Genomic DNA, 16,374 nt, shown 5'->3' with positions numbered 1-16,374 from the left:
CATCATGAGCGTCACCACCACGCGCCACGGCGCCACCCTGCTGCTGACCATGGAGAATGGCGCGGTCAATGCGCTGTCCTCCGCCCATATCAAGGCGCTGCACGAAGCCCTGACCGCCGCGCTGAACGATCCCGATTGCCGCGCCATCGTGCTGACCGGCGCCGGCAAATTCTTCTGCGGCGGGGCCGATATCGCCGAATTCGACACTGGCGGCACCGCCGACGATCTGCGCGACCTGATCGAACAGCTGGAGCAATCCCCCAAGCCCGTAATCGCCGCCATCCATGGCGCGGCTCTGGGCGGCGGGCTGGAACTGGCGCTGGCCTGCCATCACCGGCTGGCGCATCAGGCGGCAAAGCTGGGCCTGCCCGAGGTGACGCTGGGCCTGCTGCCCGGTGCGGGCGGCACGCAGCGCCTGCCCCGGCTGATCGGCGCTGGTCCGGCGCTGGCGATGATGCTGCTGGGCAAGCCGGTCTCGGCAAAGCTGGCGCAGGCATCGGGCCTGATCGACGGCATGACCGACGGCGATGTTGTGGCCGCCGCGCTCGCACTGGCCGCAAGCGCAGCCTTGCCCTTGCGCCGAACCGGCGATCTTCCGCCCTCCTCAGACCTCACGCAGGCCGTGGCGGACGCCCGCGAAGGCCTGCGCCCCGGCCTCAGCCACGCGCCTGCCGCCATCATCGACTGCGTGGAACAGATCACCCCCGATCTCGCCGCCGGCCTCGCCTATGAGGCCGGAGCCTTTGCCGCCCTGCTGGTCAGCGAGGCGTCGGGCGCGCTGCGTCATGCCTTTCTGGGTGAACGTCAGGTCGCCCGCATCCCCGGCCTGCCGCGCGATCTGCCGCTGCGCGCCATCGAAACCGTGGGCGTGATCGGCGGCGGCACCATGGGCACCGGCATTGCCATCGCCTTGCTGAACGCCGGTCTGGCCGTGACCATGGTCGAGCTGAAGGATGACGCGCTGGCCCGCGCCCAGAACACCATCGGTAAGACCCTTGCCCGCGATGTCGACAAAGGCCGCATCAGCGCCGATGAGGCCGACGCCCGGCTGGCCCGCTTCACCGGGGCCACAGCCTATGCGGCTTTGGCCCCTGTCGATCTGGTCATCGAGGCGGTGTTCGAGGAGATGGCGGTCAAGACCGCCGTGCTGCAGGCCGCCGAGGCCGTCGTTCGCCCCGATGCCATTCTGGCCAGCAACACCTCCACGCTCGATCTCGATCTGATCGCGCAGGCCGTGGCCGATCCCTCGCGCGTTGTCGGCCTGCATTTCTTCTCGCCCGCCAACATCATGCGCCTGCTGGAGGTGGTGCGCGGAGCGAAAACCGCGCCCGATGTGCTGGCCACCGCCATGGCGCTGGGCAAAAGGCTGGGCAAGGTCTCGGTCGTCTCGGGCGTGTGTGACGGCTTTATCGGCAACCGCATGTTCGAGGAATATCTGCGGCAGGTGTGGTTCCTGCTGGAGGAAGGCGCCCTGCCCCAGCAGATCGACGCCGCGCTGGAGCAATGGGGCTTTGCCATGGGCCCCTGCCGCACGATGGATCTGGTGGGGCAGGACATCGGCTGGGCCATCCGCCAGCGCCGCGCGGTGGAGCAGCCCGACCGCCCCTATTCCCGCGTGATCGACCGCATCTGCGCGCTGGGCCGCTTCGGGCAAAAGACCGGCAAGGGCATCTATCGCTATGCCGATGGCCGCACGCCCTCGCCCGATCCCGAGATCGAAAACCTCATCCTTGCCTATTCCGCCGAGATCGGCCTGCCCCGCCGCGCCATCAGCGATGAAGAGATCGTCGAGCGCTGCCTGCTCGCCCTGATCAACGAGGGATTGCGGATCGTGGGCGAAGGGATCGCCTATCGCCCGGTCGATGTCGATATGGTGTTCCTTCACGGTTACGGCTTCGCGCGGGAACGCGGCGGGCCGCTGTTTCAGGCCGATCGGATTGGCGCACCTGACCTCGCCCGGCGGATCGCGGCGCTGGCGACGGGGCGCAACGGCTGGGCCTGGGAACCGGCCCCGCTGATCGACACCATGGCGGCCAAAGGCGCCGCATTCTCGACGCTCAACGCATAAAATTCAGGAGAGTATGATGACGGCAGTTTATATCGTTGCGGCGGCACGCGCCGCCATCGGCAGCTTTGGTGGTGCGCTGAAAGACCAGCAGCCGGGCGAACTGGCCGCCCTGATCTCCCGCGCCGCCATCGCGCGCGCGGGCCTGCAGGGCGAGGACATCGGCAATTTCGTGCTGGGCAATGTGATCCACACAATGCCGCGCGACGCCTATGCCGCGCGCATCGCCGCCATTGGCGCGGGCCTCCCCAAGGAAAGCCCGGCCCATACCGTCAACCGCCTGTGCGGATCGGGGCTTCAGGCGGTGGTCTCGGCGGCGCAGTCGATCATGCTGGGCGACCATGATCTGGCCATCGGCGCGGGTGTGGAGGTGATGAGCCGCGCGCCCTACTTCGCCCCCGCCCTGCGCTGGGGCCAGAAGATGGGCGATGCCGCGCTGGTCGACGGGCTGGTCGGCGCGCTGACCGACCCCTTCGAGAGCATCCATATGGGCGTCACCGCCGAGAACGTCGCCGAGCGCTATGGCATCTCGCGCGAGGATCAGGATGCGCTGGCGCTGGAAAGCCAGCAGCGCGCCGCGCGGGCCATCAAGGAAGGCTATTTCGCCAGCCAGATCGTGCCGGTGGAGATCAAAAGCCGTAAAGGCGTGACGGTCTTCGACACCGACGAATATGTCCGCCACGATGCTGCAGCGGAGGATTTTGCGCGGCTGAAGCCGGTGTTCCGCAAGGACGGCACCGTCACCGCCGGCAATGCCAGCGGCATCAACGATGGCGCGGGGGCCGTGGTGCTGGCCAGCGAGGCTTCGGTGAAGGCACGCGGGCTCAAGCCGCTGGCGCGGATCGTCGCTTATGGCCATGCCGGGGTGGAGCCCTCGCATATGGGCATCGGCCCCGTGCCCGCCACGCGCAATGCCCTGGCCAGGGCCGGGCTGAGTGTGAGCGATATGGATGTCATCGAATCCAATGAGGCCTTTGCCGCGCAGGCCTGCGCCGTCTCGCGCGAGCTCGGCTTCGATCCGGCCAAGGTGAACCCCAATGGCAGCGGCATTTCGCTGGGCCATCCCATCGGCGCGACCGGCGCCATCCTCGCCACCAAGCTGGTGCATGAGCTGCATCGCATCGGTGGCCGCTATGGTCTGGCCACCATGTGCATCGGCGGCGGTCAGGGCATCGCGCTGATTGTCGAAGCGGTATAAGCAGGAAAGGCAAGGTCATGAAGATCATGGTGCCGGTCAAGCGGGTGCTTGATTACAATGTGAAGCCACGGGTGAAGGCGGATGGCTCGGGCGTGGATCTGGCCAATGCCAAGATGAGCCTCAACCCCTTCGACGAGATCGCCGTCGAGGAAGCGGTGCGGCTGAAGGAACAGGGCATCGCCAGCGAGGTGGTGGCGGTCTCGGTCGGCCCCGCCAAGGCGCAGGATGTGTTGCGCACGGCGCTGGCGATGGGCGCGGATCGGGCCATTCTGGTGCAATCCGACACGGAGGTCGAGCCGCTGGGCGTGGCCAAGATCCTGCAGGTGATCGCCGATGATGAAGCCCCGGATCTGATCCTGCTGGGCAAGCAGGCCATCGATGATGACAGCAATCAGGTGGGCCAGATGCTGGCCGCGTTGCTGGGCCGCCCTCAGGGGACCTTTGCCAGCAAGCTCGTGGTCGAGGGCGAGCATGTGCTGGTGACGCGTGAGGTGGATGGCGGGCTGGAAACCCTGCGCCTTGCCCTGCCCGCCATCGTCACCACCGATCTGCGTTTGAACGAGCCGCGCTATGCCAGCCTGCCGGGGATCATGAAGGCCAAGTCCAAGCCTTTGGCCATCAGGACACCCCGGGATTACGGTGTGGACGTCACACCCCGCCTCACCACGCTGAAGGTGGCAGAGCCTGCGGTGCGCGGGGCCGGGATCAGGGTGGCCAATGTCGATGGGCTGCTGGTCAAACTCAGGGAATTGGGAGTCGCATAGGATGGCGCAGGTGTTGGTGTGGGCCGAGCATGATGGAGCCCTGTTGAAAGATGCCACGCGCAGCGCCGTTACCGCCGCCGCGCAGCTGGGCACGGTGCATGTGCTGGTGGCCGGGTCCGGCGTCGATGGCGTGGCGCAGGCGGCGGCCTCCATGGCTGGGGTGGCGACGGTGTTGGTGGCGCAGGATGCCGCCTATGCCCATGGTCTGGCGGAGAATGTGACGCCCTTGATCGTCGCGCTGATGGCGGGTTACAACGCCTTTCTGGCGCCCGCCACCACCACCGGCAAGAACATCGCGCCGCGTGTGGCGGCCCTGCTGGATGTGGCGCAGATTTCAGAAATCCTCAGCGTCGAGGGGCCAAGGCGTTTCACCCGTCCGATCTATGCCGGCAATGCCATCGCCACGGTGGAAAGCGCCGACCCCAGGCTGGTGATCACCGTGCGCGGCACGGGTTTCGCCAAAGCAGGGGACGGCGGGTCGGCCCGGATCGAAGCCGTCAGCACCACGGGCGATATCGGCCAGTCCAGCTTCGTGAGCGCAGAAGTCGCCAAAAGCGAACGCCCCGAACTGACGAGCGCGCGTGTGGTGGTCTCGGGCGGGCGGGCGCTGAAGGATGCACCGACCTTCGAACAGCTGCTGTTCCCGCTGGCCGACAGGCTGGGCGCCGCCGTGGGCGCATCGCGCGCGGCGGTGGATGCAGGCTATGTGCCCAATGATTATCAGGTGGGCCAGACCGGCAAGATCGTGGCGCCCGAGGTCTATATCGCTGTCGGCATTTCCGGGGCGATCCAGCATCTGGCTGGCATGAAGGACAGCAAGACCATCGTGGCCATCAACAGGGATGAAGAGGCACCGATCTTCCAGATCGCCGATATCGCTCTGGTGGCCGATCTGTTCGAGGCCGTGCCTGCCCTGACAGGCAGCCTGTCATGACAATCTCCCCCGCCGCCATGGCGCTGCTTGAAGAGCATCTGGAAGCGCCGATGAGCCGCTTGCTCGGCCTGAGGCTGATCGCCGTGGCAGCGGGGGAGATCACCCTGCAGGCCGATCCTCAGGCGATGTTCCGCAACAGGCTGGGGGTGATGCATGGCGGCTATATCGCCGCTTTGCTGGATTGCGCCTGCGGTCTGGCGGGCGGCACGCTGATGCCCGAGGCCACATTCTCCCTGACGGCGGAGTTGAAGACCTCCTACCTGCGCAAGATCGAGATCACATCCGGGCCTTTGACGCTAGTGGGGCGCGTGCAAAAGGCGGGCCGACAATTGTTGTTCACCGAAGGCGTGATCCGCGACAGGGCCGGACGCGATCTGGCGACAGCCACCTCGACATTGATCGTGCAATCCACTGCAGGCCGGTCACAGGGCCAATGATGCATGCTCAGCCATCGTGATGGACCCTATCCAACCCCAACCATCCGGCCATAGATTGTAATGCCTCGGCCAGAGCATCGCGGGTGTGAGCGGGCGCATCCGGCTCCAGATGGACCGCGCGCGCCAAAAGCTGCCCCTCGGTCCTGTCGGCCTTGAGATCGACGCGGGCCACCAGCCGGTCGCCCAGCAAAAAGGGCAGCACGTAATAGCCATGGACCCGCTTCTCCGCCGGCACGTAGATTTCGATGCGGTAGCGAAAGCCGAACAGCCGCTCCGTGCGGTCGCGTTCCCAGATCAGGGGGTCGAACGGTGCCAGAAGGGCGCGCGCTTCCACCCGGCGCGGCTGCCTGGCATCGCGGTGCAACCAGGCATGCCGCCAGCCCTCCACCGCCACCGGGATCAGCACGCCCTCTTCGGCGAGCGCCGTGATGGCGGGGCGGGCCTGCTCCGGCGACTGGCGGAAGTAATCGCGCAACTCCTTCTCCGTCGCAATGCCATGGGCGCGGGCGGCGCGCTCGATCAGGGCGCGATGGGCCTCGTCTTCCGGGGGCGTGGCGGTAGACAGAACTGCGGCAGGCAGCACCCGCTCCGGCAGATCATAGACCCGCTCGAAGGCGCGGCGGCGTGTGGTGGTGGTGATATGCCCGGCCCAGAACAGCCATTCGAGCGTGCACTTGATATCGCTCCATTCCCACCAGCCTGACTGCCCCTTGTGCGCGTCGAAATCCGAGGCGGCCATCGGCCCTTCGCTGCGGATGCGCTCCAGCACCGCCATCGCTTCCGCGCGACGTTCACCGGCATAGGGACGCATGCCGCTCCATCCGGTTTCGCCCCGATCGGCGCGCGCCATCCGCCAGCGTAATAGAGGGTGCATGTCGAAGGGCAGCAGGGAGGCCTCATGCGCCCAATATTCGAAAAGCTTGCGCTGACGTGGCGCACCCCAGGCCAACCGATCGAGATCGGCTGTGTCATAAGCGCCCAGACGGGAAAACGCCGGGAGGTAATGCGCCCGGGTCAGCACATTGACGCTGTCGATCTGGTGCAGTTGCACCCGGTCGATCACGCGCTGCAGATGGCTGCTGCCGGGCGCGTCCGGCTGCCTTGCACCGAAACCTTGAGCCGCCAGCGCGATACGGCGCGCCTGCGGCAATCCGATCTTCTCAATCTTCATCGAAGCTCACAGCAAAGAAGCGATAGGCAGCCATAAAGCCGGATCATCGCGCGCGATAGAGGGCACCGGCAGGGCGGTTGCGCCATGCGACGGGATCAGCATGGTTCAGGCATGTTTTCAAACAGATGTGTCAGCTTTACGGATCATCATTCCTCCGCCTGATCATGCTCGCCGGCAACTTGTCCCCGCTGTTTTTGCTTTTGATACACTTCAAAGTTGAAACTCGGTTCATGTTTCAATATTGTCCCGCCATGACGCTGGCACACCAAGATCGCCGCGCAAGGAGAGGACCATGGCACCGACCGCACGCAACACCCCACGCCCGATCTACGCCTTCCTGCTCTCGACTGTCGCGCTGGGGGTGCTTTCGTCGCCCGTCATGGCGCAGGATGCTCCCAAATCCGCGCCTTCCGTGAGCAATGACGACATCATCGTCACCGCCCGCCGCCGCAGCGAAACGCTGAGTTCTGTGCCCATCGCCATCACCGCCTTCACCGGCGACCAGCTGGCCGCCAAGGGCGCGATGGACATCACCGATCTGGCCGATGAAGTGCCCAACGTCACGCTGGAACCTTCGCGCGGGACCAACTCCACCCTCTCGGCCTTTATCCGCGGCGTGGGCCAGCAGGACCCGGTCTCCGGCTTCGAGCAGGGCGTGGGCATCTATCTGGATGACATCTATCTCAACCGCCCGCAGGCCGCCGTTCTCGACATCTATGATGTTGAACGCGTTGAGGTTTTGCGCGGGCCGCAGGGCACGCTCTATGGCCGCAACACCATCGGCGGCGCGATCAAATATGTGACAAAGAAGCTGGACGATAAGCCGCATGTCCAGCTGCGAGGCACCTATGGCAGCTACAATCAGGCCGATGGCGTGATCACCGCCAGCACGCCGGTGGACAAGAACGGGCTGGTGCGTGTGGGCGGCTCTTTCGCGCGGCTGACGCGCGGCGGTTTCGGCAAGGATCTGACCACCGGTCAGGACAATTACAACAAGGATATCATCGCCGGGCGCGGCACGATTGAAGTGCATGGCGACAAGATCTTCGCCCGCATGACCGGCGATTACACGCATGACATGTCCAACCCGCGCGGCGGCCATCGCGAGATCCCGGGCCAGCTGACCGGCGCGCCGGTGCTGCCCAATGTGTTCGACACGCTGGCCGGGCTCACCAGCCCGAAGCAGGATGTGAAGGCCTGGGGCTGGTCACTGTTTCTGGAGGCCAAGCCGGTCGACGGGCTGACTCTTCGCTCGATCACCGCCTATCGCAAGGATGATTCGGCCTCGCCCATCGATTTCGATGCCACGGCGTCGCAGGATGTCGATGTTCCGGCCTATTACCGCAATCGTCAGCTGAGTCAGGAACTGCAGGTTCTGGTCTCGAAAGGCCGCTTCAACGGCATGGCGGGCTTCTATTACCTGCATGCCACGGCGCTGACCCAGTTTGACGTCCGCCTCTTCACCACCGTGCCGGGCCTGACCGCCTATACCGATGCCAACATCATCACCGACACCATGGCCGGTTTCGCCAATCTGACCTATGATGTGACCGACCATATCAGCCTTGAAGCCGGCGGGCGCTACACCTGGGACAAGCGCGGCGCGACGATCCTGCGCCAGAACTATCTGGGCGGCGGATCGCCCACCTTCGGCGGCGCGGGCATTCCCTTCGGTGCGCCCAGCACCAATTTCTTCGGCAATGCCACCTACACCAAATTCACCCCCCGCGCCTCGATCAACTGGCGGCCCAACACCGACAACACGATCTATGTCAGCTATTCGCAGGGCTTCAAGGGCGGCGGTTTCGACCCGCGCGGAGTAGGCGTGAATGCGCCCCCGGGCGAGACCCAAGGCGACTTCCTCAGCTTCCGGCCCGAGAAGGTCAACAATTACGAAGTGGGCGTGAAAACCCGCCTGCTTGATCGCAAGCTGGCGCTGAACCTCGCCGCCTTCCGCATGGATTATACCGATGTGCAGATCCCGGGTTCGGTGGCCTGCACGGTTTCGGGCCTGCCCAGCTTCTGTGGTGTGGTCTCCAATGCGGGCAAGGCGCGGATGCAGGGCGTGGAGGCCGAGGGCCATTTCAAGCTGGGCATGCTGACGCTGAATGGCTCGCTGGGTTATATCGACGCCAAATATCTGAAATACATTACGCTGATCAACAATGCGCCGGTGGATGTGGCCGCCTATCGCAAGGTGCAGAACACGCCCGCGTGGAACGGCAATGCCTCCGCCACGCTGGCGCTGCCGGTGCCCAAGGGATCGCTGGATCTGACGGGCGGCATGTCGTGGAAGAGCACGACCTATCAGTTCGAGATCCCCAACCCCTATCTCGACCAGCCCGCCTATGCGCTGTTCGATGCCAGTCTGGTCTATCGCGCACCCGGCGGCCGCTGGACCTTGGGCATCTATGGCAAGAATCTGGCCGACAAGCGCTACAAGACCTCGGGCTATACCTATGTCGCCGCCAATGCCACAACGGGCGCCCTGACTTACACGCCGCAAGGCACGCTGATCCCGACTCTGGGCAAGGAAGGCGTGCTGACCACCTATTGGGGCAATCCGCGCCAGGTCTTCGGCACAGTGACGATGAACTTCTAACAGACGCCGGGCGCGGTGACAGGCATCACCGCGCCCGCCTTGCCGAAGTCATATTGATATTTGATTTTGTTCTGGAAACAGGGTTGTTATCATGCCCTCAGTCAAGGGCATGATCGCGGCACCACCATGGAACTTCTCGTTGATGTCATCCTGCCCTTTCTGGGCGAATTCCTGATCCCGCTTCTCTTCGAACTTCTTGTCGAAATCCTTGGCGAGGCCGGTGGCGAAGCGCTGTCCGAACCTCTGAAAATCGCCAAACATCCGATTGTCGCCACGATCGGCTTCGCCTTGTGGGGGGCAATCGCCGGAGGCATCAGCCTGATGCTCCTGCCCAGATCGTTAATCGCCAACCAGCATCTGCGCGAGATCGGCCTGATCGCCATTCCCGTGAGCGTCAGCTGCGTGATGGCCGCGATCGGGCAATGGCGTAATCAAGGGGAGCGCAATCGCGGGACAATCGCCCGCTTCGGCTACCCCTTCACCTTCGCGTTGACCATGTCGCTGGTGCGCTTTCTCGCCACGCGATAGCGCTAATCAACCTCGGCAAAGAAACCTTCGAGCGCCGCTGCCGCATCGGGCTCATCCATCATCGGGGCATGGCCGATGCCGTCCACCAGAGCCAGCCTTGCCTCCGGGTGGCCCTGAACCATCGCCTCCGCCACGGACTGCTCCAGCAGATCGGTGCGTGTGCCGCGCAGCACCAGCACGGGGCGCGCATCGGCAAAGCGGTGCCATTTGCCCCATGGGTCGGGGTCCGTTACGATGCGGGTCAGGGCATCGGCAATCGCCGGATCGTAATCGGCGATGATCTGCCCGTCCTGCTCGCGAAACAGGCGACGGGCCATCGCCAGCCACTCCGCCGCGCCGTAATGGGGAAAGACATCGGCGTTGAGCGCCGCGCAAGCCTGCGCCGCCGCTTGCCAGTCCGGCAGCGCCCCGCCTTTGCCGACATAGCCGGCGATGCGCGCCAGCCCCTGCGGCGCCAATTGCGGCCCGATATCGTTGATCACGGCGCCCGCCACCAGAGCAGGATCATGCGTGGCCAGCTCCACGGTGATCAGCCCGCCCATCGAGGTGCCGACGAACTGCGCCCGCGCGATCCCGAGCCGCGCCAGCAAGGCAACAACATCCTCGACATAGGTGGCCAGATCATAGCGCTGCTGAGGATCGCGCGCCGAATGCCCGCGCCCGCGCATATCCAGCGCCAGCACCCGCCGCTGCCGCGCCGCCAGCCATGGCGCGAGGGTTTCGAAATCACGGCTGTTGCGCGTCAGCCCATGCAGGCAGACCACCGGCAGGCGGGCCTCGCCCTCAGCGGCGGCATAGTCCCGCCCGAACAGCGTCAGCCCATCGGCGGCGGTCCAGAGGCGGGGTTGCCAGCCGCTCATGGCTTGCTCCTGGGGGCGAGCCCTTCGGCGATGAAGCGCCCGGCATCGGCCAGCACGTCGCTGGTGTCGTCATCGCTCCACACGCCGAAGCGCAGGCCCAGAAAGACGTTGATGCCCATCAGCGCCCAGGCGCGGACCTCGGCATTGCCCGGCGCGATCTCGCCGCGCTCCATCGCGGCCTGCAGGCGGGCGGCGATGCGGTTGGCCGAATTGGTGTAATGTTCGCGGTAGGAGGCCGGATCGACGAATTCGGACTCATCAATGATGCGGTAAATCTCGCGGTGCTCACGCACGAAATCGAGATAGGCCGCCTGCCCCGCCTTTTCCGCCGCCAGCTGGTCCGGCGCATCCGCAATGCGCGGCGCAACGTAATCGCGTACCTGCATCGACATATCCTTCACCAGAGCGGTGAAGATCGCCTCCTTGCTGTCGAAATAGACGTAGAAGCTGCCCGCCGCCACCCCCGCCCGGGCCGTGATCTGGCTGATGGCAGCATCGTGAAAGCCCTTTTCGCCGAATTCCAGCGCGGCCGCATTCAGCAACGCGCGCAAAGTGCGGCGGCCACGCTCGGTCTTGGGCACTTTTCCGTTGCTGCTTGCGCCACCCGTTGGGCTGCTCTGGGGCATCGCTCTTATCTTTCTAATTTGAATCATGATTCATTTTTCACTAATATGCCTGAAACATGCCCAAGCGCAAGAAAACCCGCGCCCGGGCTTCAGGGAGAACGTGATGCAAGGCCAGACTGCCGCCCCCCGACCCTTGCGCCCGTCCTTCGTGCTGGCGATGCTGCTGGTGGTCTACACCTTCAACTTTATCGACCGGCAGATTTTCGGCATTCTTGCTACCCCTATCAAGGCCGAGCTGAACCTTTCCGATACGCAGCTGGGCGCGCTGGGCGGTTTTGCCTTTGCGCTGCTCTATTCCACCATGGGCCTGCCGCTGGCCTGGCTGGGCGACCGCAAGGGGCGCACGCCCGTAATCGCGGCCTCGCTGGGTGTGTGGAGCGCCTTCACCGCCCTGTGCGGCATGGTTTCGGGCTTCGGCACGATGTTCCTGTGCCGCCTTGGCGTCGGCGTGGGCGAGGCGGGCGGCGTGGCCCCCTCCTACGCCCTGATCTCCGACACCTTCCCGCCGCACCAACGCGCGCGGGCGCTGGCCATCTATTCGCTGGGGATTCCGCTGGGCTCGGCAGCGGGCATTCTGCTGGGCGGCTATGTGGCGGCGGCGGTCAACTGGCGCGCGGCCTTTCTGGCGGTGGGTCTGGCAGGGCTGGCGTTCACGCCGCTATTCGCATGGTTCGTGCGCGATCCGCGCCGCCCGTCCGCCGCAGAAGCCCCGGCTTTGCGCACCGTACTGACCATTCTGGCAGGCAAGCGCAGCTTCTGGTTCCTCTCTTTCGGTGCGGCCTCCTGCTCGATGATGGGCTATGGGCTGGCCTTCTGGCTGCCCTCGCTGATGCGGCGCTCCTTTGGGCTGGGGCTGGTCGAGACCTCGCATTTCTTCGGCCTGCTGCTGCTGATCGGCGGCACGGTGGGCGTGATGGCCGGCGGCGTGCTGGCCGACTGGCTGGGCAGGCGCAACCGCGCGGCCTTCGCCTTTCTGCCCGCCGTCTCCTTCGTGATCGGCGTGCCGCTGTTTGCGGGCGGGCTCTATTCGGGGTCGGCGCAGGCCGCCTTCTGGTGGTTCCTGCTGCCTCAGGCGCTGGTCTATCTCTGGCTGGGGCCGGTGCTGACGGCGGTGCAGCATCTGGTGCCCGCCCCGATGCGCGGCACCGCCTCGGCCAGCTTTCTGCTGATCAACAATCTGATCGGGGTGGGGCTGGGCTCGCTGACGATCGGCAAGCTCTCCGATCTGCTGACCCCGTCCTTCGGACAGGATGCGCTGCGCCATGCCATTGTGATGGGGCTGGGCTTTTATCTGCTGGCCGCCGTACTGATGATCGCGGGAGGCCGCCATCTGGCCCGCGAATGGGTCGCCTGACCGGCGGGCTGCCATAGGCATGGCAACCCACCGCCCCGCTCAGGGCTTGGCCGTCACCATCAGCACGGCCAGAGCCAGCGTTTCGGTCCCGGCGCGGATGGCCGGTTCAGGCACCGGCGCGAAGAAGGGCGAATGGTTCACCGGCAGCGGCTTGCCCTGCGCCTTATAGGCCTCGATCATCTTGGGATCGGTGCCGCCCACGCCGAAGAACACCGATTTCGTCACACCCGCCGCGACGAATTCGGAATAATCCTCGCTGCCCGTGCCGCCCGGCTTGGTGGCAGGCTCCAGCTTGACCTTGCCCGCGCCCATCGCCGCGCCCAACACGCCTGCCGCCCTGGCCGCCAGCGCATCGTCGTTCAGCACCGAGGCCGTGCCATATTTATGCACCACATCGGGCGCCGCAGCATGCGACATATCCGCCACCGCCTTGGCCGTGGTGGCCACGCCCTCGTTCAGCAGCTTGCGCACATCGGGATCGAAGGAGCGCAGCGAGAGTTGCAGATCGGCATGATCAGGAATGATGTTGGCCACCGTGCCTGCCTGGAAGGCGCCCACCGTCACCACGCCGAACTTCTGCGGATCTTTCTGGCGGCTGATAACGGTCTGGATGTCCTCCACGAAACGCGCGCCCATCACCACGGGGTCGATGCTCTTGTCGGGCATCGAGCCATGCGCGCCCACGCCATGGAAGGTCACCGCCAGCGTGTCCGAGGCCGAGGTCACCACGCCCTGCTTGACCGACACCTCACCCAGCGGCGTCGGCCCGACATGGGCGGCAAAGGCATAATCGGGCTTGGGGAATTTGGTGAAAAGCCCATCGTCCAGCATGGCCTTGGCGCCGGAAATGATCTCCTCGGCAGGCTGGCCGATGAACATCAGCGTGCCGTGCCACTGGTCCTTCATCGCCAGCAGCGCCTGAGCCGTGCCCACCCACCAGGCCATATGGCTGTCATGCCCGCAGGCGTGATCGGTGTAGGTCAGCTTGCCGTCCACCGTCTGCTGCGCCTTGCTGGCATAGGGCAGACCGGTCTTTTCCTCCATCGGCAGAGCGTCGAGTTCGGTACGCACCATCACCACCGGGCCGGGGCCATTCTTGTAGATCGCCACCACGCCGGTCTTGCCGACATGTTCGGTGACGGTGAAGCCCAGTTTGCGCATTTTGGCGGCCAGCAGGGCAGCCGTGCGTTCCTCCTGAAAGCCGACTTCGGGGTGGCTGTGGATGTCCTTGTAGAGCGCATCCAGTTCGGGATAATTCTTGTCGAGGCTGGCATCGATGCGGGCCTTGGCGGCGACGGCATCGAACGTCTGGGCACAGGCAGGCGAAGCCACCAGAGCGGCAGCAAGCAGAAGCATGGTCTTACGCATGGAAGTCATCCTTAAATGCCGACATGAAGATTGATGCCCACCGTGCGGGGCTGGATCGAATAGGTGAGGCCGGTGTAGCCATAGCCATTGCTGACGCCGACATTGCCGACCTTGTCACCCACATTCTGGCAGAAGATGTAGACGCCCCAGCGGTCCTTCTCGACACCGGCGCGCAGGTTCACCGTCGCGTAATTGCCATAGGCGGTGTAATAGGGGTCGGTGACGCGGAAGGTCGACTGCATTGCGCCGGTGTAGGCAAAGTCGGCCCGGATCATGCCGTTCAGCGCTGAACTGATCGCCCAGTCATAGGAGGCCGAGGACGACGCCGTCCAGGCCGGCGTGTTGGGGATCAGATCGCCCGCCTTGCCGGTCGAGGCCGTCACCAGCACCGCCGCATTGGACTGGTCCTGCGTCAGACGCGCATCGGAATAGCCCGCCGCGCCGGTCAGCGTGATGCCGCGCATCGGCTTGGCGGTGATGTCCACCTCGCCGCCGCGAATGCGCGCCTTGCCCGCATTGGTGAGGAAGGAATAGAGCCCGTCGGCGGTGCGCGCCGAGGTCTGCATGTTGCTCCATTCCACATCGAAGATGGCGCCATTGAGGATCAGGCGATTGTCCAGCCAGCTGGATTTCAGGCCGATTTCATAATTCCACAGGCTGTCGGCCTTATAGGCCAACAGATTGGCGGGCAGCACCGGAATGTTGTTCGCCCCGCCCGGACGGAAACCCTTCGACGCCGTGGCATAGGCCATGATGCGCGGCGTAAATCTGTAGCTGATGTTGGCCTTTTCCAGCCAGCCATTGGCCGAGGCCTGCACCGCGCTGTAGGGCGCGGCAATGCTGCCGGTGTAGACGCTGCCCAGATAGGACTGGCCGCTGGTGGTCTTCTGATAGTCGTAATAACGCGCGCCGCCGGTGATCGTCAGGCCCGGCAAGGGCTTGATGGCCACTTCGCCAAAACCGGCGACCTGCCGCTCATCGGTCTCGACATAGCGGTAGGAGAAATAGCGCAGCGGCTGATAGACGGCACCTGTCGAAGGATCGGCGCTGACGGTCTGGCTGTCGATATGATCGTGGCGCTTTTCGTAATAGGCACCCACCGTCCATTGCAGCCAGGCAGGCATATGGTCGTCAGAGGCAAGGCGAACCTCGTAATTCTGCGAGCGCACATAGGCGGGCTGATAGCCGATGGCCGGAAGCTGGGCGAGGCCATTGCTGCGATAAGCGCTGAACTGCGCGGCGGTGCAGGCGGTCGACTGGCCGTAGTAAGTCGGGCAGGCGGCGGTGGAATTGGCATAGGCCTGCGTGCTGGGCGTGAAGTCATAGGCGCGCAGGAACTGATATTTGTAATAGCTGGCCGTCGCCGTCAGCGTGGCGAAGCCCAGAGCGCGGTCGCCCTTCAGATTGTAGAGCTGCATCTTGCTGTCAAAGGGCAGCTGCGTGGGCGAATTGGTCTGGTAGAGGCCGACGGAAGGATACCAGCCCTGCTGATCCTTGGCGCTGGACTTCTGATAGGAGACGGTGCCGATGATCGTCGTCTTGTCATCCGGCGTATAGCCGATCAGCCCGCGGACACCCCAATTGGAGCTGTCATTGATGTTCTTGGTGCCGAACAGCACATTGTCGATCCAGCCGGGGCGCTTTTCGTAATAGCCGACCACGCGCACGGCCAGTCTGTCGCTGATGATCGGCGCATTGACCATGCCCTTGACGAAGTATCCCATCGAGCCATGGGCAGTCGTGGACACCTGCTCTTCGGTGGCGGCCTCATACTTTTTGGAATTCGGCTTGTTGAAGATGATCCGCAACGTTCCCGCCATCGAGCTTGAACCATAGAGCGTGCCCTGCGGCCCGCGCAGCACCTCCACACGCTCCACATCGAAGAGGTTCATGTCGGCGGCGACACCGCCCGAATCCTGCGTGGTGCCCGAAGGCCCGGTGACCGGCGTTTCATCGTAATAGAGACCCACGGTGGCCTCACCCGCCGCATTCACGCCGCGAATGCTGATGCGGCTCGAACCGCCCTGCGCCGAGGTGACGTTGAGGTTGGGCACCTGACGGAAATAATCGGCCAGCTGGGTCGCGCCGGTCTTGGCCAGCGTATCGCCCGACAGCGCCGCAATGCTGAGCGGCGTGGTCTGCACGGTGGAGGCGCGATGCAGCGCCGTCACCACAATATCGCCGGGAACCGAGGCTTGCTGCGGATCGCCCGCAGGCGGCGTGGTCTCCTGCGCGCTGGCCGAAGCGCTCAGCAACATGGCGCCGCTCAGCAGGCCCGCGCCTGTCATACCGCCGCGCATCAGGCGCGCAAAGCGAGAAGCTGTTCTTGTCACGATGGGGTCCCCTATGTCTTTTGTCACCTGACCTGTCGGTCATCCGTCCCTCGGCAGCATCCTTCCCCGGCTGCCCGAACCCATGACGCGGGCGCGCAAAAGCCCCTCACCGCACATGACAAATTTTTTGCACT

Annotated in this window: 13 protein-coding genes; 8 read left to right on the top strand and 5 right to left on the bottom strand. The window is 64.9% G+C overall.

The window, feature by feature from the left end; genetic code table 11:
* The first annotated feature begins 4 nt into the window (after positions 1 to 4).
* Genes HGK27_RS28575 through HGK27_RS28555 form a run of 5 tightly spaced genes read left to right on the top strand, consistent with a single transcriptional unit; the run spans position 5 to position 5,398 of the window.
* Positions 5 to 2,068, top strand: coding sequence for a 3-hydroxyacyl-CoA dehydrogenase NAD-binding domain-containing protein (locus HGK27_RS28575; RefSeq protein ID WP_206244182.1), 2,064 nt, complete (start codon positions 5 to 7; stop codon positions 2,066 to 2,068).
* A gap of 16 nt (positions 2,069 to 2,084) precedes the next feature.
* Positions 2,085 to 3,263 carry an acetyl-CoA C-acyltransferase family protein gene (locus tag HGK27_RS28570; RefSeq protein WP_407674713.1) on the top strand — a complete coding sequence of 393 codons (1,179 nt, stop codon included), beginning with the start codon at positions 2,085 to 2,087 and terminating at the stop codon, positions 3,261 to 3,263.
* Between the two features lie 17 nt (positions 3,264 to 3,280).
* The gene (locus HGK27_RS28565; protein WP_206244180.1) at positions 3,281 to 4,027 is read left to right on the top strand and encodes an electron transfer flavoprotein subunit beta/FixA family protein; all 747 of its coding nucleotides are present in this window, start codon (positions 3,281 to 3,283) and stop codon (positions 4,025 to 4,027) included.
* A 1-nt stretch (position 4,028) separates the two neighbouring features.
* Entirely contained in the window at positions 4,029 to 4,961 is a 933-nt protein-coding gene (locus HGK27_RS28560) for an electron transfer flavoprotein subunit alpha/FixB family protein (RefSeq protein WP_206244179.1), read from the top strand.
* A complete protein-coding gene (locus HGK27_RS28555) occupies positions 4,958 to 5,398 on the top strand; it encodes a PaaI family thioesterase (RefSeq protein WP_206244178.1) in 441 nt (146 codons plus the stop codon). The genes HGK27_RS28560 and HGK27_RS28555 overlap by 4 nt, the downstream gene beginning before the upstream one ends.
* A 7-nt stretch (positions 5,399 to 5,405) precedes the next feature.
* Here HGK27_RS28555 and HGK27_RS28550 read toward each other — a convergent pair whose 3' ends face one another.
* Complete coding sequence (locus HGK27_RS28550) at positions 5,406 to 6,569, bottom strand: winged helix-turn-helix domain-containing protein (protein ID WP_206244177.1); 1,164 nt, start codon at positions 6,567 to 6,569, stop codon at positions 5,406 to 5,408.
* 292 nt (positions 6,570 to 6,861) lie between these two features.
* Between HGK27_RS28550 and HGK27_RS28545 the strand changes: the two genes are divergently transcribed.
* Entirely contained in the window at positions 6,862 to 9,171 is a 2,310-nt protein-coding gene (locus tag HGK27_RS28545) for a TonB-dependent receptor (RefSeq protein WP_241127564.1), read from the top strand.
* Positions 9,172 to 9,231: 60 nt separating this feature from the next.
* Entirely contained in the window at positions 9,232 to 9,699 is a 468-nt protein-coding gene (locus tag HGK27_RS28540; RefSeq protein WP_206244176.1) for a hypothetical protein, read from the top strand.
* A 2-nt stretch (positions 9,700 to 9,701) separates the two neighbouring features.
* Here HGK27_RS28540 and HGK27_RS28535 read toward each other — a convergent pair whose 3' ends face one another.
* Both HGK27_RS28535 and HGK27_RS28530 read right to left on the bottom strand, forming a co-directional pair.
* Entirely contained in the window at positions 9,702 to 10,559 is an 858-nt protein-coding gene (locus HGK27_RS28535; protein WP_206244175.1) for an alpha/beta fold hydrolase, read from the bottom strand.
* On the bottom strand, positions 10,556 to 11,185 hold the full coding sequence (locus HGK27_RS28530; RefSeq protein ID WP_206244174.1) for a TetR/AcrR family transcriptional regulator: 630 nt from the start codon (positions 11,183 to 11,185) through the stop codon (positions 10,556 to 10,558). Before HGK27_RS28530 ends, HGK27_RS28535 begins: the two co-directional genes overlap by 4 nt.
* Positions 11,186 to 11,288: 103 nt before the next feature.
* Between HGK27_RS28530 and HGK27_RS28525 the strand changes: the two genes are divergently transcribed.
* Positions 11,289 to 12,539 carry a spinster family MFS transporter gene (locus HGK27_RS28525; RefSeq protein ID WP_206244173.1) on the top strand — a complete coding sequence of 417 codons (1,251 nt, stop codon included), beginning with the start codon at positions 11,289 to 11,291 and terminating at the stop codon, positions 12,537 to 12,539.
* 39 nt (positions 12,540 to 12,578) lie between these two features.
* On the opposite strand, the gene HGK27_RS28520 is transcribed toward HGK27_RS28525, so the two are convergent.
* The gene (locus HGK27_RS28520; protein ID WP_206244172.1) at positions 12,579 to 13,907 is read right to left on the bottom strand and encodes an amidohydrolase; all 1,329 of its coding nucleotides are present in this window, start codon (positions 13,905 to 13,907) and stop codon (positions 12,579 to 12,581) included.
* An 11-nt stretch (positions 13,908 to 13,918) separates the two neighbouring features.
* A complete protein-coding gene (locus tag HGK27_RS28515; protein WP_206244171.1) occupies positions 13,919 to 16,240 on the bottom strand; it encodes a TonB-dependent receptor in 2,322 nt (773 codons plus the stop codon).
* Positions 16,241 to 16,374 lie beyond the last annotated feature (134 nt).

The sequence above is a fragment of the Novosphingobium terrae genome (assembly GCF_017163935.1).
Lineage (GTDB): Bacteria > Pseudomonadota > Alphaproteobacteria > Sphingomonadales > Sphingomonadaceae > Novosphingobium > Novosphingobium terrae.
Note: the sequence above shows the minus strand (reverse complement) of the source record. Positions and strands in the feature narration are given on the sequence as shown.